Raw genomic sequence first — 26,254 nt, forward strand, 5'->3', positions numbered from 1 at the left:
TGACATGACGTACGTGAATCATCGGTCGATAGCTGGTTGGGCCGGAGCCGCCCTCGTGGCGCTGGGCCTCTCCGTGGGGTGCGGCGACGGCTCGGGCGACCCGCAGGGCTCCGGGCAGGACGCGACCGGCACGGGCGGGGGCGCGACGGGCTCGGGCGGGGGGGCCGCCACGTCCGGCGGCGGCGACGGCGGCGCGTCGACGAGCAGCGGCGCGTCGACCAGCGACGGCGCCTCGACGAGCGACGGCGCCTCGACGAGCAGCGGCGCCACGTCGGGCACGGGCGCCGGGGGCGGGGGAGGGGGCGAGCCGTCGACGGGGTTCTCGGTGCGCGGCCGGTTCCTCTACGACCGCTGCGGTGAGAAGGTGCTGCTCCGGGGCGTCAACGAGATGGTCGTGTGGCTGCCGTCGGGCCCCGACGGACTGCCGGAGCTCGCGGAGATCGCGAAGACGGGCGCCAACACGGTGCGGATCGTGTGGAATACCGAAAACACCGCGGCGGGCCTCGATACGGCCATCACGAACGCGCTCGCGCAGAAGCTCATCCCGATCGTCGAGCTGCACGACGCCACGGGCAAATGGGATCTCCTGCCGAGCCTCGTCGACTACTGGACCGAACCGGAGACCGTCGCCGTGATCAAGAAGCACGAGCAGAACCTGCTCGTCAACATCGGCAACGAGGTCGGGGACCAGGTGGACAACGCGGCGTGGGAGGCGGGCTACAAGCAGGCCATCACGAGGATGCGCGAGGCCGGCATCACGGTGCCGCTCATCATCGACGCCTCCAAGTGGGGGCAGAACATCGACCAGCTCCAGGCCGTCGGCCCCGCCCTCGTCGCGCACGATTCGAACATCATGCTCAGCGTGCACATGTGGTGGACCGACGGGAGCGGGGCCACGATCACGAAGGAGCTGAACGAGTCCGTGGCGCTGGAGCTGCCCCTGATGGTCGGGGAGTTCGCGCAGCACGCCGTGTACGAGTGCAGCCAGCACCCGTTCGATTACAAGACGCTCCTCGCCAAGAGCGTCGAGCTCGAGGTGGGGTGGCTCGCCTGGTCGTGGGGCGCCGTCGAGAACAACGACTGCAAGGACGACGGGCCGTTCGACATGACGACCGACGGGACCTTCGCGGGGCTCACCGGCTGGGGCCGCGAGGTCGCGGTGACCGACCCGAACAGCATCCAGAACACCTCGGTGCGCCCGCACTCCATCGAGACCGGATCGTGCAAGTAGCGCGAATCGTGCCGCAAGGGCGCTGACCTTCCGGGACATCGCTGCACCCCGCGAACGACAAAGTCGAGCTCTGGCCTGCCGCGCCAGCGGCGCACGCGCTCTCGTAAACCGCCCATCGCACCCGCAGACGGGGCTCGCGTTCCGGGCAATCCCCCCCGGTGCGCTCGACCGCGCCGGGCCGCCGCACGTGCGCCTTGACAGGGACGGTGCCTCCCGGTAACTGTCGGCGGCGTCGATAATGAAAGTGATATTCGTTTTCGATGTGTGAGGCCTCACGACGCTGGCGCTCCGGGGCCCGGGTCCCTGCCGGACGCGCCCCCGAGGACCTGCCGTGCCGGGAGCGCGCCCGGTGCGGCTCCCCATGGGCGGCGCCGGCGCTCGCCGCCGCGCTCGCGCTCGGCGTCCCGCAGCGCGCGCGGGCCGAGCCGCCGGTGCCGCTCTCGAGGCTCACGGGGCAGGTCGAGATCGACGGCGTGGTGGACGAGGCCGCGTGGGAGGCGATCGCCCCGGTGCCGACCATCGTCTACTGGCCCGCGTTCGGCAGCGCGCCCTCCGAGGTCACCGAGATCCGCGTCGCCTACGACGACGGGCACCTCTACCTCGGGGCGCGGCTCCGCGACTCCGATCCCTCGGAGGTTCGGGCCAACTCGCTGTCCCGCGACGAGGACGCCGGGGATGACAGCGTGGGGCTCATCGTCGACCCGTTCAACGACGACGCGACGGCGCTCTCCTTTTACACGATGCCGACCGGCGCGCGCGTGGACGGCACCATCACGGGCGATCTGGCCTCCGGCGAGCCCGACTGGAGCTGGAACGGCCACTGGGAAGCGGCGGCGCGGCGGACGAGCGACGGATGGTCGGCGGAGATGCGTATCCCCTTCTCCACGCTCGGCTTCCAGAGCGAGACGGGCCGCGTGACCATGGGCCTCTCGGTGGTCCGCTGGCTCGCCCGGCAGAACGAGCGGCACGTCTGGCCGCACGTCCCGCCGAAATGGTTCAACGCGTACTCGAAGCCCTCCAAGCTGATGGACGTCGCGCTCACAGGGGTCGTCCCGCGCCGCGCGCTGTACATCACGCCCTACGCGCTCGTCGGCTACTCCGTCAGCACGCCGCCGGAGGCAGCGCGCCGGCCCGTTCGGGACATCGAGACCGCCGTGTACAACGCCGGCGTGGACGCCAAGTACGGCGTCACCAGCGAGCTGACCCTCGACCTCACCGTCAACACCGACTTCGCGCAGGTCGAGGCCGACGATGAGCAGATCAACCTGACCCGATTCCCCCTCTTCGCCCCGGAGAAGCGTCAGTTCTTCCTCGAGCGCGCCGGGATCTTCGAATTCAAATTCAACCTCTCCGGGGATGGCCGCCTGTTCCACAGCCGGCGCATCGGGCTCGCCGAGGGCGAGCCGGTCGCGATCCTCGGCGGCGCGCGTCTCGCCGGCCGCGTCGGACGGTGGGACATCGGCGCGCTGGACATGCAGACGGCGCGGAGCGACGCGCTGCCGTCCGAGAACTTCGGCGTCCTCCGGCTGCGCCGCCAGCTCGACGATCCGCTCTCGACCGTCGGCGGCATGCTGACGAGCCGCGTCGGCCTCGACGGCCGTTACCAGCTCGCCTACGGGCTCGACAGCACGGTCCACGTCGTCGCCGACGAGTTCCTCACGCTGAAATGGGCGCAGAGCCTGCGCTCGGCGCGGCCGGACGAGGCGGCGCCGGACGAGGCCGAGCCGGCGCGCCCCATCGACAGCGGCCGCGCCGTCGCGCTGTGGGAACGGCGGCGCGGCGAGGGGTTCAGCTACCGCGCGGAGCTGAGCTGGGCCGGCGACGATTTCGACCCCGGCATGGGCTTCGAGCCTTACCAGGGGTATCGCTCCGCCGAGGTCTACTCCAGCTATTCATGGCTGCTCGACGCCGGCTCTCCCGTGGCCGAAGCCTGGCTCGACACGCGCGTCCAGGCCTACCAGCGAAACAGCGACGATCTCATCGAGTCTGCGCTGCTCAGCCCCATGTTTGGGCTCACGCTCGCGAGCGGAGACGCGTTCGAGGTGCTGAGCCGCCACCGGCACGAGGCGGTGCGGGAGCCGCTGGTCCTCGACGGCGGGATCGAGGTCCCGGAGGGCCGCTACCTCTTCCATCGGGCCGGCGCGTGGCTGACCATGCCGGCCGCCCGCAGGCTGCGCTGCGACGTCACCCTCGAAGGAGGGGAGTTCTACGACGGCCACAGCTTCTCGGCCCTGCTGAGCCCGGGGTGGAACCCGTCGCCGCACTTCAGCCTCGGCGGCGACTACCAGATCGAGGCGATCCGCTTCCCGGCGCGGGACGTCGCCCTCGACGCGCACATCGCGCGGGTGCGCCTGAAGCTGGCGTTCGACATCCACGCCTCCCTCAGCGCGTTCCTCCAGTACAGCAGCCTCACGGACCGCACGAGCGTCAACGTGCGCCTGCGCCACCACGTCCGCGAGGGCACCGACCTGTGGCTGGTCTACGACGAGCGCGCCGGCGGAGAGACGGCCCATGAGCGCACGCTCCTGCTCAAGTACACGCACGCGATCGTGCGCTGAGCGCCGGCGCGGCCCCTCGCAGCGACGCCATCACGGCGCGGCGTAATCGCCGGTACTGGTCCGCCGCACGTCGCGCTTGACATCGACCCCTCGATCGGGTACCCCTCGCGCTGTTGATATTGAACATAATTTTCATTTTCGATGTGGTTTGAATCACCGATCCGGTCCGGGTCGCCCCCGCCGTCGGGGGCCTCCGCTGGGCGGATCGGCGGCTTCGTGGCGCGGCTGCTCGTCGAGCCGCGCCCAGGAGGGCGCCCCGGCCTCGGGGACCGGCGCGCCGGTGGAACGTCTCGGGGCAGGAGGGGCGCTGGACCCAGCGCCTCCGAGGGCCCGCGCAATGCCCATGAAGGAACTCACGCAATGAACGCTTTGCAACCGGCAGCACCCGCAGGGTCGATGAGGAGCTTCGTCGAGCTGATGAGCGAGAGGGCAGCCATCCACCCGCAGCGGGTGGCGCTGCGGTTCCTCGGCGACGGAGAGGCCGTCAGCGATACGTTCACGTACCGAGAGCTCCACGAGCGCGCCTGCGCGCTGGCCGCGTCGCTGCAATCGATGGCCACGAAGGGCGAGCGCGCGCTCATCGCGTGTCCGAGCGGGCCCGACTACGTCATCGGCTTCCTGGCCTGCCTGTACGCAGGGCTCATCGCCGTCCCCGCCTATCCGCCGGACCCGGGCCAGGTGCACCACGTGAAGCGGCTGCTCTCCATCGTCCGCGACGCGCGCCCGCGCCTCGTCCTGACGAGCTCGGAGCTGCTCGGCCCGTTCGAGGCGGTGAAGCAGGGGTTCCCGGAGCTCGCCCAGGTGGAGATCGTCGCGGCGGGCGGCCGAGGCGCCGCCGAGCACACGCTCTGGAAGATGCCGGCGATCGGCCCCGGCGACATCGCGTTCCTGCAATACACCTCCGGATCGACCGCCGCGCCCAAGGGCGTCATGGTCGGCCACGACAACCTGATCGCCAACGAGGTGGTGATCCGGAACGCCTTCTCCATGCGCGACGACGATGTCGTCGTGAGCTGGCTCCCGCTCTTCCACGACATGGGGCTCATCGGCGGGCTCCTCCAGCCGCTCTTCAGCGGGCAGTCGGCGGTGCTGATGGGGCCGCAGCACTTCATCGAGCGGCCGATGCGCTGGCTACAGGCGATCTCGCGGTACGGCGGGACCGTCAGCGGCGCGCCGGACTTCGCCTACCGGCTCTGCGTCGAGCGCGCCCGGGCGGCCCTGCCGGAGGGGCTCGATCTCTCCGGCTGGCGACTCGCGTTCTGCGGGGCAGAGCCGCTCAAGGCAGCGACGCTCCGGGCCTTCTCCGATCGGTTCGGCGCGGCGGGGTTCGACCCGGCGGCGCTCTATCCCTGCTTCGGCCTCGCGGAAGCCACGCTGTTCGTCACCGGCGGGCGGCGCGGCGGCGGCGCGGTCGAGCGGCGCTTCGACGCGAAGCGGCTGGCCGAGAACGCCGTGAGCCCGGCCGAGGCCGGCCAGAGCCTCGTGGGCTGCGGCGACGCGCAGCCGCTGCACGAGGTCGTCATCGTCGATCCCGAGACCGGGGCGGCCGCGGGGCCAGGCCGGGTGGGGGAGATCCAGGTCGCGGGCCCGAGCGTCACCCTCGGTTACTGGGAGAAGCCCGAGGCCACCGCGGCGACGTTCGCGGCGCGGGACGGGCGCGTCTTCCTGCGCACCGGCGATCTCGGGTTCAAGCACGAGGGCGAGCTGTTCATCACCGGCCGGCTCAAGGACCTCATCATCGTCCGCGGGCACAACCTGTATCCGCAGGACGTCGAGCGGACGGTCGAGGAGCAGGTCGAGGTGGTGCGCAAGGGGCGCGTGGCGGCGTTCGCCGTCGATCTCGGCGGGAGCGAGGGGATCGGCGTCGCGGCGGAGGTGAGCCGGCGCATGCAGAAGCTGATCGAGCCCGAGGACGTGTGCCGATTCATCAGCGAGGCCGTGGCCGAGGCGCACGGCGAGCCGGCCAGCGTGGTCGTGCTGGTACAGCCCGGCGCACTGCCGATCACGACGAGCGGGAAGCTCCAGCGCGCCGCGTGCCGGAAGGGCTGGCAGCGGGGCGCGCTCGACGCGTTCGCCGTCTACGAGCAGGGCCGCACGACGGTCGCTTCAGCAGCAGTTCGGAGTGTCGAGGAGCAGGTGCAATGAACCACGAATCCATCGAGAGCGCCGTCGAGTCCCAGATCGAGGTCGTCAAGAAGGGCCGCGTGGCGGCCTTCTCCCTCGCCGAGGGCGGCGAGGCGGGCATCGGCGTCGCCGCGGAGGTCAGCGCGGCGCTCCGGCGGATGATCAAGCCGGAGGCGCTCTGCCGGGCGATCGACGAGGTCGTGGCGCGCGCGCACCAGGGGCCCGCGGGCGTGATCCTGCTGCTGAACCCGGGGGCCATGCCGCTCACCGCGAGCGGAGAGCCGGTGCGCGGGGCCTGCCGGGACGGCTGGAGGGACAGGTCGCTCGACGCCTTTGCCGTCTACGAGCGCGGGAAGCTCCTCGCGCGGGACGCGGCCGCGCCGGCGGCCGCCGCGAGCGGCGCGGCGGCCACCGCGACGGAGGAGCGGCTCGCGGCGATCTGGCGGGAGGTGCTGCGCGTGCGCCGGGTCGAGGGCGACGACAGCTTCTTCGGCGCCGGCGGCGACTCGCTCAAGGCGGCGCAGCTCCTGTCGCGCGTCAACGAGGCATTCGGCGTGCGCATGGAGCTGCGCGGCCTGTTCGAGGCGTCGTCGTTCCGCGCGCTGGCCGCGAGGATCGATGAGCTGAGGCGCAGAGGGGCGCGCGCGGAGCCCGCGGCGATCGCGCGGGTCCGCCGCGACGGCCGGATGCCGCTGTCGTTCGCCGAGCAGCGGCTGTGGTTCCTGTGGCAGATGGAGCCGGACAGCGCGGCCTACAACATCGCCGGCAGCGCCGAGCTCGCCGGCGCGCTCGACGTCGAGGCGCTCCGCCGCACGTTCCAGGCGCTCGTCGCCCGCCACGAGGCGCTGCGCACGCGCTTTCCGCAGGAGGACGGGCAGCCGTACCGCGCGATCGACGAGGCCGCGCGGATCGCGCTGCCGGTCGTGGATCTGAGCGCGGCGCCGGAAGGGGAGCGCGAGGAGCGAGCGCGCCTCGTCGCGCAGGAAGAGGCGTGCGCGCCGTTCGACCTGGAGCGAGGGCCCGTGCTCCGGGTGCGGCTGATCCGGCGCGCGGAGCGCGACCACCGGCTGCTCGTGACCATGCATCACATCGTCTCGGACGGCTGGTCCATGAACGTGATGATGGACGAAATCGGCGCTCTTTATGAGGCGTACAGCCGAGGCCTGGAGCCGGCGCTGCCGGCGCTGCCGATCCAAACCGCCGACTATGCGGTCTGGCAGCGAGCGTGGCTGGAAGGAGGGGAGATCCAGCGGCAGCTCGAGTACTGGAAGCAGCAGCTCGGGGCCGAGCAGCCGGTGCTCGAGCTGCCGACCGTCCGGCCCCGGCCGGCGTCCCCCAGCCATCGCGCCGGGACGAGCGAGTTCGAGGTGGGCGAGGCGTTGACACGGCAGCTGAACCGCGTCGCGCGCGCGAACGGCGCGACGCTGTTCATGCTCTGCCTCGCCGCCTTCAAGGTGCTCGTCTACCGGTATTCGGGCCAGAGCGACCTCCGGATCGGCGTGCCGGTGGCGAACCGGAGCAGGGTGGAGATCGAGAAGCTCATCGGCTTCTTCGTCAACACGCAGGTCCTCCGCACCACGCTGGGCGGGAACCCGAGCTTCAGGGAGCTGCTCGGCAGGGTGAAGGAAGCGGCCCTCGGGGCGGAGGCCAACCAGGATCTGCCCTTCGAGCGGCTGGTGGACGCCCTCCGGCCCGAGCGACGGCTGACGCACTCGCCGCTGTTCCAGGTCATGTTCTCGTGGCGCCCGGAGGTCGGGGCGGAGCGCCACGCGATCTCCGGCCTGGAGATCGTGCCCGCTCCGCCCTCGGACGCGGTGGCGAAGTTCGACCTCACGCTGCACCTGACCGAGACGCGCGCGGGGCTGCGCGGGTCGTTCGTCTACCGGGCGGATCTGTTCGATCCCCGGCTGATCGCGGGGATGCAGGAGGGGTTCTTGCTCCTCCTGCGGGAGCTCGAGGGCAAGATCGACCGGCCCATCGCCGCGCTCGAGTGGGTCGAGGCGCGCGAGCGGGCCCGCATCGTCGCGGGGTTCAACCCGACGGGCGTGCCCTACGCGCAGCGGGGCGTGCACGAGTGGATCCAGGCGCAGGTGGAGGGGGCGCCCGAGGCGACGGCCGTTCGCTTCGAGGAGAGCGCGCTGAGCTACGCGGAGCTCGATCGGCGCGCGAGCCAGCTCGCCCGCTGGCTGCGCGCGCAGGGCGTGGGGCCCGAGGGGCGCGTGGGGCTGTACGTCGGCCGCTCGCTCGACTTCGTCGTGGGGCTCTACGGCGTGCTGAAGTGCGGCGCGGCCTACGTGCCGCTCGATCCGAAGCTGCCGGCCGCGCGCCTCCGCGACATGGTGGAGGACAGCGGAGCGCAGCTCGTCCTCGGCCGCAGCGAGGCGCGGGACGCGCTGTCTCAGCTCGGGGCGAGGCCGACCTTCCTCGACGATCCGGAGCTCCTGGCGACGCCGGACGGCGCCGTCGGCGAGCGCGTGCACCCGGACAGCGCGGCGTACGTCATCTACACGTCAGGCTCGACCGGGCGGCCCAAGGGGGTCGTGGTCACGCACCGCAGCGTGAGCAACTACGTGCAGGGGGTGCTCGAGCGGATGGCGCTCCCGGAGCGCGCGAGCCTCGCGATGATCTCGACGGTCGCCGCGGATCTCGGGAACACGGTGCTGTTCGGCGCCCTGTGCTCGGGGCGCGCGCTGCACCTGATCTCCGAGGACCGGGCGCTCGATCCGGACGCGATGGCCGAGTACATGCACGCGCACGGCGTGCACGCGATCAAGATCGCGCCGAGCCACCTCTCGGGGCTCCTGCAGGCCGCGCGGCCCGGGTGGGTGCTCCCCGAGCACACGCTGGTCGTGGGCGGCGAGGCGACGTCCTGGGAGCTCGTCAGCGAGGTGCGGCGCCTCGGCGCGTGCAGGCTCCTGAACCATTACGGGCCCACGGAGACGACGGTCGGCGTGCTCACGCACCTCCACGCGCCGGACGAGCCGCGGCCGGCGACCACCGCGCTGCCGCTGGGCAAGCCGCTGCCGAACAGCCGGGTGTACATCCTGAACCGCGATCTGCAGCCGATGCCGGTCGGCGTGCCGGGCGAGATCTTCATCGGCGGCGAGGGCGTGGCGCGCGGGTACCTGAATCGGCCCGACCTGACCGCGGAGCGCTTCATCCCGGATCCGTACGGCGAGCCCGGCGCGCGGATGTACCGCACGGGGGATCAAGCGCAGTACCTGGAGGACGGGACCATCGAGTTCCTCGGGCGCATCGACGAGCAGATCAAGCTGCGGGGATACCGCATCGAGCTCGGCGAGATCCGGGCGGAGCTCCGCGCGGCGCCCGGCGTGTCCGACGCCCACGTGCTCGTGCACGGCGGGCAAGCGGGCCACGCGCGGCTCGTGGCGTACGTGATCGCCGCCGGCGAGCGCCGGGACACCGAGGCGCTCCGGGCCGCGCTGAGCGCCCGGCTGCCGGACTACATGGTGCCGAGCGATTACGTCTGGATGGATAGCTTCCCGGTGACGGCGAACGGCAAGCTCGATCGCAAGGCGTTGCCGGAGCCGGTCCGCGCGGAGGCGCGGGCGCTCGTCCTGCCGCGCACGGAGGTGGAGGAGAAGCTCGCGGCGGTGTGGCGAGAGGCCCTGAAGGTCGAGCAGGTCGGCGTCCACGACAACTTCTTCGCGCTGGGCGGGGACTCGATCCTGACGCTGCAGGTCGTGGCGCGCGCCAGGAAGCTGGGCGTCTCGCTGACGCCAAAGCAGCTCTTCGCCCACCAGACCATCGCCGAGCTGGCCCGCGTGGCGGAGGTCGCGAGCGAGCCCTCCGCGGCGGCGCGCGAGGAGGCGTCCGGAGAGGTCGAGCTGACGCCGGGCCAGCGGCGCTTCCTCGCGCAAGGGGCTGCGGCCGACCTGCGCGCGGCGCAATCGGTCCTCCTCGAGCTCGCGGCGCCGATCGACGAGGGCCAGATCGAGCGCGCGTTGCAGCACCTCGCGGCGCACCACGACGCGCTCCGGCTGCGATTCCGGCGAGAGGGAGGGGCGTGGAAGCAATGGCTCGCCGAGGGCGCTTCGCCGCGCTTCACCCGGCGCGTCGACGTGGCGGGCGAGCGCGACCTCGAGGCGGCGGTCCAGCGCGCCGCGGAGGAGGCGGCGCAGGGCCTCGATCTGGAGCACGGGCCGCTGCTGCGCGCGGTGTACCTGGACCGCGGGGCCGAGCGCCCGGCCGGCCTGCTGCTCGCGATCCATCGCCTGGTGGTCGACGGCGCTTCGTGGCGGATCTTGCTCGAGGATCTGCAGACGGCGTGCGCGCAGCTGCGGGACGGGGTGCCCGTGGCGCTGCCCGCGAAGGGCACGCCGCTCAAGCGGTGGGCGCGGCTCGCCAGCGAGCCGGCGGAGGGCCCGGCCCTGGAGCGAGAGCTCGCCTACTGGCAGGAGGTGGCCCATGTCGGCGCCAGCCAGCCCGCCGGGACGCGGGACCGGGGGCGCGGCGGCGACGCGGCGACGGCGCTGCTCGTCGAGCTGCCCGAGGAGCAGACGGCGCAGCTCCTGTCCGCCGCCGCGAACGACGCCTACAGGACGCAGCCGCGCGAGCTGCTCCTCAGCGCGCTCGCGAGCGCGCTGTGCGACGGATCCGGGCAGGAGAGCGCGCTCTTCGAGCTGGAGGGGCACGGCAGGGGCGCGCTGGGCGACGGGGTGGACGCGGCGCGGACGGTGGGCTGGCTGGCCGCGCGCTGCCCCGTCCGGCTGACGCCGGTCGCGGGCGATCTCGGCCGCTCGATCAAGGCGATCAAGGAGCAGCTGCGCGCCGTGCCCCGCGGGGGGATCGGCTACGGGGCGCTGCTCGGGTCGGATCGCGCCGAGCTCGCGTCCGCGCGGGCGGCGCGGCCCGAGGTCAGCGTCTCGCTCGCGGCGCTGTGGGATTGGCCCCTGGAGGGCGGCGCCTTCCGGTTCGTCCGTGAGCTCTCGGGCGACGAGCGCGGCGATCACGGCGCGTCCGAGGCCGGCATCGCGGTGACGGCGGGCGTCGACGAGGGGCGGCTCCGGATCCGCTTCGGCTTCCGCGCGGGCGCCTGCACGGAGGAGCGGGCGCGCGAGGTCGCGGCGCGGTGCGCGCAGCAGCTGAGCGCGCTCGTCGCGCATTGCCTGGACGAGCGCGCCGGGGGCGTCACGCCGTCGGATTTCCCGCTCGCGCGGATGACGCAGGAGGAGCTCGACGCGCTGCCGGCGGCGCCGCGGGACATCGAGGACATCTTCCCGCTGAGCCCGATGCAGCAGGGGATGCTGCTGCACACGCTGCTCGAGCCGGGGTCCGGCATCTACGTGATGCAGGACCACTACCGCATCGACAGCGCGATCGATCCCGAGGTGTTCGTCGCCGCCTGGCGGCAGGTCGTCGCGCGCCACCCGGCGCTCCGCGCGTCGTTCGTGTGGCAGCACGAAGAGAAGATGGTGCAGATCATCCACCGGCGCGTGCCCTCGGCCGTGGAGTACCTCGACTGGAGGGGCACGCCGGAGGAGGAGCAGCAGCGGCGCATCCGCGAGATGATGGCGGAGGAGCTGCGGAACGGCTTCGACCTCGCGCGGCCTCCGCTCCTGCGGCTGCGCCTGTTCCGCCTCGGCGAGGCCAGCTTCCTCTTCGTGAAGAGCCGCCATCACATCCTGATCGATGCCTGGTGCCGCTCGCTCATGCTCGTGGACTTCTTCAAGCTCTACCGCGCGCTCTCGACGGGGACCGACGCGGCGCTGTCGGCCCCGCCGCTCTACCGGGACTTCATCGCCTGGCTCATGGGCCAGGACCGGGAGAAGACCCGGCAGTACTGGAGAGACGAGCTCGCCGGGTTCGAGGCGGCGACGCCGCTCTCGATCGACAGGCCGCTCACGAAGGACGCCCGTGTCTCGGACGTCGTCGACGCGGCGCTGTACCTGAGCGAGGCCGAGACGGAGGTCCTCGGCCGGGCGGCGCAGCAGCACCAGATCACCCCGAACACGATCGCGCAGGGCGCGTGGGCCGTGGTGCTGTCGCAGTACAGCGGCACGAACGACGTGCTGTTCGGGGTGACGGTGGCGGGGAGGCCGGCGGAGATCCCGGACATTCAAGAGACGGTCGGCCTGTTCATCAACACGATCCCGCTGCGCGTGCGGGTCCCCGCGCGCGAGCGGACCGCCGTCGTCCGGTGGCTGCGGGACCTGCAGGACAAGAACGCTTCGCTCCGGCAGCACGAGCAGCTGCCGCTGGTGGACATCCAGGCGTGCAGCGAGGTGCCCCGCGGTCTGCCCTTGTTCCACAGCCTGTTCGTGTTCGAGAACGCGCCGCTGGATCACTCCCTGTCGGAGTGGGGCGCGGAGTTCCGTGTCGATTTCGGCAGCCACCGGACGCACACGAACTACCCGATCACCGCGGTGGCGATCCCCGGCAAGCGGATGAAGCTGCTCCTGTCCTACGACGCGCGGATGTTCGCGGCGGCGGACATCGAGCGGATGCTGGGGCAGTTCCGGCGGCTGCTGCTGGCGATGGCGGAGCGGCCCGAGGGGGGCGTGCACGAGCTGCCGCTGCTCGGGCGCGAGGAGGCGGCGGCGCAGGACGCGTGGAACCGGACGGAGCGGGCGTATCCGCTGGAGCGCGGGTACGTGGGCCTGTTCGAGGAGCAGGTGCGGAGGCAGCCGGAGCGGGTCGCAGCGAGATGCCTGGGCCGGAGCGTGAGCTACGGCGCGCTGAACGAGCAGGCGGCGCGGGTGGGTCGGGCGCTGTCGGCGGCCGGGGTGAAGGCCGGGGACGTGGTGGCGGTGTTCGCCGAGCGCGGGCTGGAGCTGCTCGCGATGATGCTCGGGGTGTTCAAGGCGGGCGCGGCGTACGTGCCGCTGGACAGCAAGCACCCCGCCGAGCGCACGGCGCAGCTGATGAAGCTGTCGGCGGCGCGGGCGGTGGTGGTGAGCGAGGGGTGCCGCGGACACCTGAGCGAGGCGGAGCAGCGGCTGGAGGGGGAGCCGCGGCCGGCGGTGCTGGTGTTCGAGGAGCTCCAGCGAGAGGGCGATGCGCTGCGGGAAGAGGTGCTGTGGCGCGGGGCGCCGGTGCACCCGGCGCAGCTTGCGTACGTGATCTACACGTCGGGCTCGACCGGTACGCCGAAGGGGGCGATGGTGACGAGCGCGGGAATGCTGAACAACCAGCTCAGCAAGGTCCCGTATCTCGGGTTGACCGAGCAGGACGTCATCGCGCAGACGGCGTCGCAGAGCTTCGACATCTCGGTGTGGCAGTTCCTCGCAGCGCTGCTTTGCGGGGCGCGTGTGGAGATCGTGCCGGACGAGGTGGCGCACGACCCGATGGCGCTGCTGAGGCACGTGAACGAGACGGGGATCACGGTCCTCGAGAGCGTGCCGTCGCTGATCCAGGGGATGCTGGGGGAAGCGAGGGTGGAGCTCCCGAGGCTGAGGCGGATGCTGCCGACGGGCGAGGCGATGGCGCCGGAGCTGGCGCGGCAGTGGCTGCGGCGGTATCCGCACATCCCGCTGGTGAACGCGTACGGTCCTGCGGAGTGCGCGGACGACGTGTCGCTGCACACGGTGGAGGCGGAGCCCGGGGAAGATGTGGTGTTCCTGCCGATCGGGCGGCCGACCGACAACAACCGGCTGTACGTCGTGAATCAGGCGATGCAGCGCGTGCCGGTCGGGGTGGTGGGCGAGCTGTGCGTCGCAGGCGTGGGCGTCGGACGGGGCTATCTCGGGGATCCGGGGCGCACGGCGGAGGCGTTCGTGCCGAACCCGTTCAGCGACGTGGCCGGAGAGCGGCTGTACCGGACAGGGGATCTGGCGAGATACCGGGCTGATGGCGTGCTGGAGTGCGTGGGGCGCGTCGACCACCAGGTGAAGATCCGCGGCTTCCGGATCGAGCTCGGCGAGATCGAGGCGCGGCTGCTGGAACAGCCCGGGGTGAAGGAGGCGGTGGTGCTGGCCCGGGAGGACGCGCCCGGGCAGAAGCGGCTGGTCGCCTACGTGGTGCTGGAGCGCATCGACGGGGGGGCGCACACGGGCGATGACCCGCGGCGCGCGTGGGAGGCGCTGCGGGCGCAGCTGGGCGAGGCGCTGCCGGAGTACATGGTGCCGCAGGTGTACGTGCTGCTCGAGCAGCTGCCGCTGTCGGCGAACGGCAAGGTGGACCGCCGGGCCCTGCCGGCGCCCGACCTGAGCCAGGCGCAGCGCGCGTACGTGGCGCCGGAGAGCGCCCTCGAGCAGAAGCTCTCGGAGATCTGGAGCAAGTCGCTGCGGGTCGAGCGCGTCGGACTGCACGACAACTTCTTCGAGCTGGGCGGCGACTCGATCATCGCGTTGCAGGTGGTCGGCCGGGCGAAGAGCGCGGGCATCGGCCTCCATCCGAGGGACGTGTTCCAGCACCAGACGCTGGCGGCGCTCGCCGGGGTGGCGCGATGGATCGAAGCGGCGGTGATCGACCAGGGCGACGCCGAGGGCGACGTCCCGCTGACGCCGATCCAGCGGTGGTTCTTCGACCAGGATCTCGCCGAGCCGCACCACTGGAACCAGTCGGTGCTGCTCGAGGTCACGGAGCCGCTCGACCTGGAGCTCCTCGAGTCCGCGCTCCAGCACCTGGCGCGGCACCACGACGCGCTCCGGCTGCGCTACCGGCGCGAGGCCGGGACGTGGACGCAGTGGTACAGCCAGGGCCCCGAGCCGCGGCTGACCTCGCGCGTCGAACTGACGGGCGAACCGGACGCGCCGGCGGCCATCGAGCGCGCGGCGAACGCGGCGCAGCGGAGCCTGGACCTCGAGCAGGGCCCGCTCGTGCGCGCGGTGTACATGGGCTGGACGGACCGGGCGTCGGGCCGCCTGTTGCTCGTGATTCACCACCTCGTGGTGGACGGGGTGTCGTGGCGCATCCTGCTGGAGGATCTGCAGACGGCCTACCGGCAGCTGCAGAAGGGGGAGAGCCCCGCCCTGCCGGCGAAGAGCAGCTCGTTCAAGCGCTGGTCCGAGGAGCTCCAGCGCTATGCCGCGTCCGAGCGGCTCAGCGCCGAGCTCGCCACCTGGAAGCAGGCGCTCGATGGAGAGGCGCCGATGCTGCCCGCGCGGGATCCGGGCGGCGAAAACACGGTGGCGTCGGCGCGCACGCTGCGGGCCGAGCTGAGCGACGCGGAGACGCAGGCGCTGCTCACCCGGGCGCCGCAGGCGTACCGGGCGCAGGCGAGCGACCTGCTGCTCACGGCGCTGACCCGCGCGCTGTGCGCGTGGTCGGGCCAGGAGAGCCTGCTCGTCAGCCTGGGTGGCCACGGGCGCGAAGACCTGTTCGAGGGCGTGGACGTCTCGCGGACCGTGGGTTGGTTCACGACGCAGTACCCCGTCCGGCTGACAGCCGCGGGAGATGACCTGGGACGGTCGATCAAGGTCATCAAGGAGCAGCTCAGGGCCGTGCCCGGCAAGGGCATCGGCTACGGCGTGCTGCGCTATCTCTCGGGCGCCGGGGAGGCGCTGAACACGCCGGTTCGCCCGCGGGTCGCCTTCAACTACCTGGGGCAGTTCGACTCGACCGCGGATGGCAAGAAGCTGTTCTCCCTGGCCAAGGAGCCGTCCGGCGACGACCGCGCGGGGAGCAGCGCGCGGGACGCCTGGTTCGACGTCAACACCGCCGTCCACGGGGGCCGGCTGCAGATCAACTGGCGCTTCAGCGAGGGCCTCCACACGGAAGGGCAAGTCCGTCAGCTGATGGAGCGCTTCGTCGAGCAGGTGCGCCGCGTCATCGAGCATTGCCTCGACGGGCGGTCCGGCGGGGTCACGCCGTCGGACTTCCCGCTGGCGCGGCTGACGCAGGAGGAGCTCGACGCGATGCCCGTGCCCGCGCGGAACATCGAGGACATCTATCCGCTGAGCCCGATGCAGCAGGGCATGCTCGTGCACACGCTGCTCGAGTCCGGCTCCGGCATCTACCTCATGCAGGAGCACTTCCGCTTCGACAGCGCCATGGATCCCCAGGTGTTCCTCGCCGCCTGGGAGGCGGTGGTCGAGCGGCACCCGACGCTGCGCACGTCCTTCGTCTGGCAGACGGAGGGCAGGATGCTGCAGATCGTGAACCGGAGCGTCCCGTCGCCGGTCGAGTACCTCGACTGGGGCCACATGACCGCGGACGAGCAGCAGCAGAGCCTCGAGGCGCTCATCCAGGACGAGCTCCGGCGTGGGTTCGACCTGGCGAGGGCGCCGCTCATCAAGCTGCGGCTGATCCGGTTCCACGAGCGGTGCTTCTATTTCATCAAGAGCTATCACCACATCCTGATCGACGGCTGGTGCAGCTCGCTCCTGCTCGTCGAGTTCTTCGCGCGCTACCAGGCGATGATCGAGGGCGGCGAGCCGCGCCTGTCGAACCCGCCGCAGTACCGCGACTTCATCGCGTGGCTCGGCGCGCAGGACCGCGCCGCGGCGCTCCGGTACTGGCGAGAGACGCTGGCGGGGTTCGAGGCGCCGACGCCGCTCGCGATCGACCGGCCCATCCCGAAGGACGCGGGCACCTCGCGCGTCGCCGAGATCGTCGTGTACCTGAGCGACGCCGAGACCGAGCTGCTCGGCCGGGCGGCGCAGCGACAGCAGATCACGGTGAACACGATCGCGCAGGGCGCGTGGGCGGTGCTGCTGTCGCAGTACAGCGGCGCGAACGACGTGCTGTTCGGGGTGACCGTTGCGGGGCGGCCGGCGGAGATCGAGGACATCCAGGACACGGTCGGCCTGTTCATCAATACGATCCCGCTGCGGGTGGAGGTGCCGGGCCCGTCGGACGACGTGACCGTGTCCGGGTGGCTCAAGCGGCTCTTGGCCCAGAACGCCGTGATACGGCAGTACGAGTACATGCCGCTCGTGGACGTCCAGGCGTGCAGCGAGCTGCCGCGCGGCAAGCGCCTGTTCCACAGCCTGCTCGTGTTCGAGAACGCGCCGCTGGATCACTCGCTCATGAAGCGGAAGTACCAGTTTCACGCGGATCTGAGCAGCCACCGGACGCACACGAACTACCCGATCACGGTGGTGGCCATCCCCGGCAAGCGGATGAAGCTGTTCCTCTCGTACGACGAGCGGATGTTCGCTGCGGCGGACATCGAGCGGATGCTGGGGCAGCTCCGGCGGCTGCTGCTGGCGATGGCGGAGCGGCCCGAGGCGAAGCTCCGGGAGCTGCCGCTGCTCGGGCCCGAGGAGGCGGCAGCGCAGGACGCGTGGAACCGGACGGAGCGGGCGTATCCGCTGGAGCGCGGGTACGTGGGCCTGTTCGAGGAGCAGGTGCGGAGGCAGCCGGAGCGGGTCGCGGCGAGGTGCCTGGGCCGGAGCGTGAGCTATGGAGCGCTGAACGAGCAGGCGGCGCGGGTGGGCCGGGTGCTGTCGGCGGCCGGGGTGAAGGCCGGAGACGTGGTGGCGGTGTTCGCCGAGCGCGGGCTGGAGCTGCTCGCGATGATCCTCGGCGTGTTCAAGGCGGGCGCGGCGTACGTGCCGCTGGACAGCAAGCACCCCGCCGAGCGCACGGCGCAGCTGATGAAGCTGTCGGCGGCGCGGGCGGTGGTGGTGAGCGAGGGGTGCCGCGGACACCTGAGCGAGGCGGAGCAGCGGCTGGAAGGAGAGCCGCGGCCGGCGGTGCTGGTGTTCGAGGAGCTTCAGCGAGAGGGCGATGCGCTGAGCGAAGAGGCGCTGTGGCGCGGGGCGCCGGTGCACCCCGAGCAGCTGGCGTACGTGATCTACACGTCGGGCTCGACCGGTACGCCGAAGGGGGCGATGGTGACGAGCGCGGGAATGCTGAACAACCAGCTCAGCAAGGTCCCGTACCTCGGTCTGACGGAGCGGGACGTCATCGCGCAGACGGCGTCGCAGAGCTTCGACATCTCGGTGTGGCAGTTCCTCGCGGCGCTGCTTTGCGGGGCGCGTGTGGAGATCGTGCCGGACGAGGTGGCGCATGACCCGGTGGCGCTGCTGAGGCACGTGAACGAGACGGGGATCACGGTCCTCGAGAGCGTGCCGTCGCTGATCCAGGGGATGCTGGGGGAAGCGAGGGTGGAGCTCCCGAGGCTGAGGCGGATGCTGCCGACGGGCGAGGCGATGGCGCCGGAGCTGGCGCGGCAGTGGCTGCGGCGGTATCCGCACATCCCGCTGGTGAACGCGTACGGCCCTGCGGAGTGCGCGGACGACGTGTCGTTGCACACGGTGGAGGAGGAGCCCGGGGAAGACGTGGTGTTCCTGCCGATCGGGCGGCCGACCGACAACAACCGGCTATACGTGGTCAACAGCGCCATGCAGCGCGTGCCGGTCGGGGTGGTGGGCGAGCTGTGCGTCGCGGGCGTGGGCGTGGGGCGCGGGTACCTCGGGGATCCGGGGCGCACGGCGGAGGCGTTCGTGCCGAACCCGTTCAGCGACGTGGCCGGAGAGCGGCTGTACCGGACAGGGGATCTGGCGAGATACCGGGCTGATGGCGTGCTGGAGTGCGTGGGGCGCGTCGACCACCAGGTGAAGATCCGCGGCTTCCGGATCGAGCTTGGCGAGATCGAGGCGCGGCTGCTGGAGCAGCCCGGGGTGAAGGAGGCGGTGGTGCTGGCCCGGGAGGACGCGCCCGGGCAGAAGCGGCTGGTCGCGTACGTGGTGCTGGAGCAGGCAGCGCCGGAGGGCGGGGACGACGCGCGGCGGACCTGGGAGGCGCTGCGGGCGCAGCTGGGCGAGGCGCTGCCGGAGTACATGGTGCCGCAGGTATACGTGCTGCTCGAGCAGCTGCCGCTGTCGGCGAACGGCAAGGTGGACCGCCGGGCGCTGCCGGCGCCGGACCTGAGCCAGGCGCAGCGCGCGTACGTGGCGCCGGAGAGCGACCTCGAGCAGAAGCTCTCGGAGATCTGGAGCAGGACGCTCGGCGTCGAGCAGGTCGGCCTGCACGACAACTTCTTCGAGCTGGGCGGCGACTCGATCATCGCGCTGCAGGTGGTCGGCCGCGCGAAGAGCGCGGGTATCGGGATCTTGCCGAGGGACGTGTTCCAGCACCAGACGCTCTCGGCGCTCGCCGGGGTGGCGCGATGGATCGAAGCAGCGGTGATCGACCAGGGCGACGCCGAAGGCGAGGCCCCGCTGACGCCGATCCAGCGCTGGTTCTTCGAGCAGGAGCTCGCCGAGCCGCACCACTGGAACCAGTCGGTGCTGCTCGAGGTCACGGAGCCGCTCGACCTGGAGCTCCTCGAGGCCGCGCTCCAGCACCTGGCGCGCCACCACGACGCGCTCCGGCTGCGCTACCGGCGCGAGGCGGGGACGTGGACGCAGTGGTACAGCCAGGGCCCCGCGCCGCGGATGACCTCGCGCGTCGATCTGCGCCGCGAGGCGGATCCCTCGGCGGCGATGCTCCGCGCGGCGAACGCGGCGCAGCGCAGCCTGGACCTCGAGCAGGGCCCGCTCGTGCGCGCCGTGTACATGAGCACGGAAGAGAGGGCGGCGGACCGTCTCCTGCTGGTGATTCACCACCTCGTGGTGGACGGGGTGTCGTGGCGCATCCTGCTGGAGGACCTGCAGACGGCCTACCGGCAGCTGCGGAAGGGCGAGAGCCCCGCGCTGCCGGCCAAGAGCAGCTCGTTCAAGCGCTGGTCCGAGGAGCTGCAGAAGGTCGCCACGTCCGAGCAGCTCGCCTCGGAGCTCGACCATTGGATGCAGACGCAGGGCGGCGAGGCGCCGATGCTGCCCGCGCGCGATCCGGCCGGCGCCAACACGGTGGCGTCGGCGCGCACGCTGCGGGCCGAGCTGGGCGAGGCGGAGACGCAGGCGCTGCTCACCCGGGCGCCGCAGGCGTACCGGGCGCAGGCGAGCGACATCCTGCTCACCGCGCTGGCCCACACGCTGTGCGCGTGGTCCGGCCAGGAGAGCTTGCTCGTCGGCCTGACCGGCCACGGGCGAGAGGACCTGTTCGAGGGCGTGGACGTCTCGCGGACCGTGGGCTGGTTCACCGCGCATTACCCGGTCCGTCTGGCGCCCGCGCCGGAGGACCTCGGCCGGTCGATCAAGGCCATCAAGGAGCAGCTCAGGGCCGTGCCCGGCCGGGGCATCGGCCACGGCGTGCTCCGCTATCTGAGCTTGCATGGCGAGCGCCTGCGCGACGCCGCCAGGCCGCTCGTGGCCTTCAACTACCTGGGTCGGTTCGACGACCTGTCCGACGCACAGGCGCTCTTCCGTCCGGTGGCGGACTCCTTTGGAGACGACGCCAGCGGCGCGAGCCGGCGAGAGACCTGGCTCGACGTCAACGCGGGCGTGCACGGCGGCCGGCTGCAGATCGGCCTCCGCTTCAACGAGAACCTCCACGCCGAAGAGGAGATCGCGCGCCTCCTGGAGCGGTTCGTGGAGCAGCTGCGCGGGCTGATCGCGCACTGCCTCGACGAGCGAGCCGGCGGGGTCACGCCGTCGGACTTCCCGCTGGCGCAGCTGACGCAGGAGGAGCTCGACGCGATGCCCGTGCCCGCGCGGAACATCGAGGACATCTTCCCGCTCAGCCCGATGCAGCAGGGGATGCTGCTGCACACGCTGCTCGAGCCGGGCTCCGGCATCTACCTCATGCAGGAGCTCTATCACTTCGACACGCCGATCGATCCGGCCGCCTTCGTGAGCGCCTGGGAGGCGGTGGTCGAGCGGCACCCGACGCTGCGCACCTCGTTCGTGTGGCAGTCGGAGGGCAAGATGCTCCAGATCGTCAACCGGAGCGTCCCGTCGCCGGTCGCGTACCTCGACTGGAGCCACATGACCGCCGAGGAGCAGCAGCGGAGCCTCAAGGAGCTCGTCCAGGGCGAGCTCCGGCGGGGGTTCGACCTCGCGCGGGCGCCGCTCCTCGGATTGCGGCTGATCCGGCTCGCGGAGCGCAGCTTCTACTTCGTCGAGAGCTATCACCACATCCTCATCGACGGGTGGTGCAGCTCGCTCCTGCTCGTCGAGTTCTTCGCCCGTTACCGGGCGATCGTGGCCGGCGAGCGCCTGGAGCTCACCCATCCGCCGCCGTACCGCGACTTCATCGCCTGGCTCGGCCGGCAGGACAAGGAGCGGATGCTCCGGTTCTGGCGGGAGACGCTGGCGGGGTTCGAGGCCGCCACGCCGCTCGTGATCGACCGGCCGATCCCGAAGGACGCGGGCACGTCGCGCGTCGAGGAGCTGGTCGTCTACCTGAGCGAGGCGGAGACCGAGCTGCTCGGCCGGGCGGCGCAGCGGCAGCAGATCACGGTGAACACGATCGCGCAGGGCGCGTGGGCCACGGTGCTGTCGCAGTACAGCGGCGCGAGCGACGTGCTGTTCGGGGTGACGGTGGCCGGGCGGCCCGCGGAGCTCGAGAACATCCAGGACACCGTGGGCCTGTTCATCAACAGCATCCCGCTGCGGGTGGAGGTGCCGGGCGCGTCGGACGACGTGACCGTGTCCCGGTGGCTCAAGCAGCTCTTGGCCCAGAACGTCGTGATGCGGCAGCACGAGCACGTGCCGCTCGTGGACATCCAGGCGTGCAGCGAGCTGCCGCGCGGCAAGCGCCTGTTCCACAGTCTGCTCGTGTTCGAGAACGCGCCGCTCGACTCCTCCTTGATGAAGCGGAGGTTCGAGCTCCAGGCGGAGCTCACGAGCCAGCGCACGCACACGAACTACCCGCTGACGGTCGTCCTCACGCCAGGATCGCAGCTGGAGCTCCGGTTCTCCTACGACGAGCGGATGTTCGCGGCGGCGGACATCGAGCGGATGCTGGGGCAGTTCCGGCGGCTGCTGCTGACGATGGCGGAGCGGCCCGAGGCGAAGCTCCGGGAGCTGCCGATGCTCGGGCCCGAGGAGGCGGCGGCGCAGGACGCGTGGAACCGGACGGAGCGGGCGTATCCGCTGGAGCGCGGGTATGTGGGCCTGTTCGAGGAGCAGGTGAAGAGACACCCGGAGCGGGTGGCCGCGAGGTCCCTCGGGAACATCGTGCGCTACGGCGAGCTGAACGAGCAGGCGGCGCGGGTGGGTAGGGCGCTGTCGGCGGCCGCGGTGAAGGCCGGGGACGTGGTGGCGGTGTTCGCCGAGCGCGGGCTGGAGCTGCTCGCGATGATCCTCGGGGTGTTCAAGGCCGGCGCGGCGTACGTGCCGCTGGACAGCAAGCACCCCGCCGAGCGCACGGCGCAGCTGATGAAGCTGTCGGCGGCGCGGGCGGTGGTGGTGAGCGAGGGGTGCCGCGGACACCTGAGCGAGGCGGAGCAGCGGCTGGAAGGAGAGCCGCGGCCGGCGGTGCTGGTGTTCGAGGAGCTCCAGCGAGAGAGCGATGCGCTGAGCGAAGAGGCGCTGTGGCGCGGAGGGCCGGTGCACCCCGAGCAGCTGGCGTACGTGATCTACACGTCGGGCTCGACCGGTACGCCGAAGGGGGCGATGGTGGCGAGCGCGGGAATGCTGAACAACCAGCTCAGCAAGGTCCCGTATCTCGGGTTGACCGAGCAGGACGTCATCGCGCAGACGGCGTCGCAGAGCTTCGACATCTCGGTGTGGCAGTTCCTCGCGGCGCTCTTGTGCGGGGCGCGTGTGGAGATCGTGCCGGACGAGGTGGCGCACGACCCGGTGGCGTTGCTGAGGCACGTAAACGAGACGGGGATCACGGTCCTCGAGAGCGTGCCGTCGCTGATCCAGGGGATGCTGGGGGAAGCGAGGGTGGAGCTCCCGAGGCTGAGGCGGATGCTGCCGACGGGCGAGGCGATGGCGCCGGAGCTGGCGCGGCAGTGGCTGCGGCGGTATCCGCACATCCCGCTGGTGAACGCGTACGGTCCTGCCGAGTGCGCGGACGACGTGTCGCTGTACACGGTGGAGGCGGAGCCCGGGGAAGACGTGGTGTTCCTGCCGATCGGGCGGCCCACCGACAACAACCGGCTGTACGTGGTCAACGGCGCCATGCAGCGGGTTCCCGTGGGCGTCATCGGCGAGCTGTGCGTCGCGGGCGTGGGCGTGGGACGGGGCTACCTCGGGGATCCAGCGCGCACGGCGGAGGCGTTCGTGCCGAACCCGTTCAGCGACGTGGCCGGAGAGCGGCTGTACCGGACAGGGGATCTGGCCAGGTACCGCGCTGATGGCGTGCTGGAGTGCGTGGGGCGCGTCGACCACCAGGTGAAGATCCGCGGCTATCGCGTGGAGCTCGGCGAGATCGAGGCGCGGCTGCTGGAGCAGCCCGGGGTGAAGGAGGCGGTGGTGCTGGCCCGGGAGGACGTGCCCGGGCAGAAGCGGCTTGTCGCGTACGTGGTGCTGGAGCAGCCCGACGGTGGCGCCCCGGCGGACGGCGACCCGCGGCAGGCCTGGGAGGCGTTGCGCGCGCAGCTCGAAGCGGTGTTGCCCGAGTACATGGTGCCGCAGGTGGCCGTGCTGCTGGAGCAATTGCCGCTGTCGGCCAACGGCAAGGTGGACCGCCGGGCGCTGCCGGCGCCGGACATGAGCCAGGCGCAGCGCGCGTACGTGGCGCCGAGCACCGCGCTGGAGCAGAAGCTGGCGGAGATCTGGAGCAAGTCGCTGCGGGTCGAGCAGGTCGGGCTGCACGACAACTTCTTCGAGCTGGGCGGCGACTCGATCATCGCGCTGCAGGTGGTCGGCCGGGCGAAGAGCGCGGGCATCGGGCTCCAGCCGAGGGACGTGTTCCAGCACCAGACGCTCTCGGCGCTCGCCGGGGTGGCGCGATGGATCGAAGCGGCGGTGATCGACCAGGGCGACGCCGAGGGCGACGTCCCGCTGACGCCGATCCAGCGCTGGTTCTTCGACCAGGATCTCGCCGAGCCGCACCACTGGAACCAGTCGGTGCTGCTCGAGGTCACGGAGCCCATCGACCTGGAGCTCCTCGAGGCCGCGCTCCAGCACCTCGCTGGCCACCACGACGCGCTCCGGCTGCGCTGCCGGCGCGAGGCCGGGACATGGAGGCAATGGCACAGCCAGGGTCCCGAGCCGCGGCTGACCTCGCGCGTCGATCTGCGCCACGAGGCCGACGCCTCTGCGGCGATCGAGCGCGCGGCGAACGCGGCGCAGCGCAGCCTCGATCTGGAGCGCGGCCCGCTCCTGCGCGGCGTGCTCATGAGCACCGGTGCGGGAGAGCGGCTGCTCCTCCTGTGCCATCACCTGGCGGCCGACGGCGTATCCTGGCGCATTCTGCTGGAGGACCTGCAGGCGGCCTACCGGCAGCTGCGGGCAGGCCAGGCCGTGGAGCTCCCGCCCAAGACCACGTCCTTCAAGCGCTGGTCGCAGCTGCTCCACGACCACGCGAAGGGCGACCTCGCGCGGCGAGAGCTCGCAACCTGGCAGCGGGCGGTGGAGAAGGGCCATCCCGACCTACCCGCGACGAACCCCCGGGGCGACAACACGGTGGCGCGCGGGCGCACCGTCTCCGTCGTCCTGAGCGAGGCCGAGACGTCTCAGCTGCTGACCCGCGCCAACGAGGCCTATCACACGCAGATCAACGATCTGCTGCTAACGGCGCTCGCGCAGACGCTGTGCGCGTGGTCCGGGCACGAGAGCGCGCTCATCGAGCTGGAGGGGCACGGAAGAGAGGATCTGTTCGAGGGGGTCGACACGACCCGCACCGTCGGTTGGTTCACCATCCTTTACCCGGTGCGGCTCACGCCGGAGCGGACGGACGTCGGCCGCTCGATCGAGGCCATCAAGGGCCAGCTCAGGGGGCTGCCGAGCAAGGGCATCGGCTACGGCGTCCTGCGCTACCTGTCCGAGGAGGGCAGGGCCCTCGCCGGCGGCGCGCAGCCTCGGGTACAGTTCAACTACCTGGGGCAGTTCGATCAGACGTTCGACGAGCGCGGCTTCCTGCGGGTCGCGCCCGAGCCGTACGGCGACGAGCGCAGCCCGAGGAGCGTGGAAGATACCTGGTTCGGCGTGAGCGGGCACGTGCTCGGCGGGCGCATGCAGCTCAACTGGCGCTACAGCGCCGACATCCACACGGAGGAGGTTGCGCGTCACCTGCTGCACCTGTATGTCGAACACCTGCGGGGGATCCTCCAGCATTGCCTGAAGCGGGCGTGAGACGCCGCGGCGGCGGCCTTCGCCGCCGCCGCGCCCGGCCCGAGGCAGGGCCACCGCAGTAGGTTGGTTTCACTTGTGGCTTCGCCCCGCCGGCTGGCGGCGGGGCGGTCGAAGGAATGGGTGCTTCATGGACATCTCGAAACGACGCGCGCCCCTCATGGTCTCTCGCCGCATGGCGCTGTTCTCCCTCGCCGCCCTCGCGAGCTGCGGCAACAACGAGCCCGGCGGCGAGACCACGGAGTACGCCGGTGGTCCCCTGTACCTCATCGCGACCGAGGTCAGCGCGGGCGATCACTTCCAGGTCTACCTGGTCCTGTCCCCGACCTTCGATGCGTCGACGGCGATCGACGCGACCCGCGGTCTGGAGCTGCAGGGGCGGCCGATCCCCATCGTCCACAACGGGGCCGTCTACGTCTCCGACCGCACCGCGCCCACGGTCACACGCTACCTCGTGACGGAGGATGGACAGCTCGCGGCCGACCGGACCGTGAGCTTCGCCAGCGTGGGCGTGCAGGGCATCGACGGCGCGAACATGCACATCGTCAGCGACGAGAAGGCCTACCTGTTCGATCCGGCGAGCCTGCGGATCATCGTCTGGAACCCCACGGAGATGAAGCTCACCGGGGCGGAGATCGACCTCACCGAGATCAGCCGAGAGGGGTACACGGCGTCTGCCTGGCTCGAGCCGTTCAACATCGCCTCCAGGGGCGATCGCCTCTTCATCCCCGTGAGCTGGTACGATCAGGACGGCAACATCGCGTTCGGCGCCGCGCTGCTCACCATCGACACGAGCTCCGACAAGGTGATCGCCTTCTCGAAGGACGACCGGTGCGGTGAGGCGTACATGAGCGTCGAGGCGCCCTCCGGGGACATCTATTTCTTCCCTTCGGCGGAGAGCAGCGCCCAGCATCATTACGGGGACGGCGCGCGGCGCCCCTCCTGCGTGGCGCGGGTGCGCGCGGGGGCGGACACCTTCGATCCCGACGACGAGGTCCTTGACCTCTCGGCGCTCGTGTCAGGCCGCGCCGCGCAGGGCGCGATATCGGACGGGGCGACGGGCTTCTTCTTCGCTGCGGCGGATGAGGCGCGCTGGGAGGAGCGGGAGCAGAACGGGTGGTCGTTCTGGCGCATCTGGCACTACGACTTCGAGACGAAGGAGGCGCGCGAGGTCGACTCGCTCCCGTGGTGGGCCGGCTCCACCTACCACTACGAGATCGACGGCCAGAAGTACCTCCCCTTCTGGGAGGCCACGCCGGACGACGGCTGGAAGACGACGGTGTTCAAGATGAGCGGGACCGACAACCCCGCGCCGCTGTTCTCCTTCGCCGCCTCCTACAGGGCGATCGCGCGGCTCAAGTGAG

The 26,254-nt window shown here is 71.5% G+C and carries 5 protein-coding genes; all 5 read left to right on the forward strand.

All coding sequences use genetic code 11. The features are described from left to right. Positions 1–4 precede the first annotated feature (4 nt). Positions 5–1,231, forward strand: coding sequence for a cellulase family glycosylhydrolase (locus WME98_RS19705; RefSeq protein WP_437952667.1), 1,227 nt, complete (start codon positions 5–7; stop codon positions 1,229–1,231). A gap of 260 nt (positions 1,232–1,491) precedes the next feature. Beyond that, complete coding sequence (locus WME98_RS19710) at positions 1,492–3,789, forward strand: DUF5916 domain-containing protein (RefSeq protein ID WP_437952668.1); 2,298 nt, start codon at positions 1,492–1,494, stop codon at positions 3,787–3,789. Between the two features lie 417 nt (positions 3,790–4,206). After that, positions 4,207–5,934 (forward strand): AMP-binding protein, encoded by a 1,728-nt coding sequence (locus tag WME98_RS19715; RefSeq protein WP_437952669.1) that lies wholly within the window; start codon positions 4,207–4,209, stop codon positions 5,932–5,934. Next, entirely contained in the window at positions 5,931–24,893 is an 18,963-nt protein-coding gene (locus WME98_RS19720) for a non-ribosomal peptide synthase/polyketide synthase (RefSeq protein ID WP_437952670.1), read from the forward strand. Before WME98_RS19715 ends, WME98_RS19720 begins: the two co-directional genes overlap by 4 nt. Before the next feature lie 127 nt (positions 24,894–25,020). After that, on the forward strand, positions 25,021–26,253 hold the full coding sequence (locus WME98_RS19725; RefSeq protein ID WP_437952671.1) for a hypothetical protein: 1,233 nt from the start codon (positions 25,021–25,023) through the stop codon (positions 26,251–26,253). Position 26,254 lies beyond the last annotated feature (1 nt).

Source organism: Sorangium sp. So ce296 (assembly GCF_051529605.1).
Classification (GTDB): Bacteria; Myxococcota_A; Polyangia; order Polyangiales; family Polyangiaceae; genus Sorangium; species Sorangium cellulosum_D.

Bases quoted from the DNA above. Each gene is read 5' to 3' on its own strand.
- WME98_RS19710 (WP_437952668.1), top strand. From the start codon at position 1,492: ATGTGTGAGGCCTCACGACGCTGGCGCTCCGGGGCCCGGGTCCCTGCC.
- WME98_RS19725 (WP_437952671.1), top strand. From the start codon at position 25,021: ATGGACATCTCGAAACGACGCGCGCCCCTCATGGTCTCTCGCCGCATG.
- WME98_RS19720 (WP_437952670.1), top strand. From the start codon at position 5,931: ATGAACCACGAATCCATCGAGAGCGCCGTCGAGTCCCAGATCGAGGTC.
- WME98_RS19705 (WP_437952667.1), top strand. From the start codon at position 5: ATGACGTACGTGAATCATCGGTCGATAGCTGGTTGGGCCGGAGCCGCC.
- WME98_RS19715 (WP_437952669.1), top strand. From the start codon at position 4,207: ATGAGCGAGAGGGCAGCCATCCACCCGCAGCGGGTGGCGCTGCGGTTC.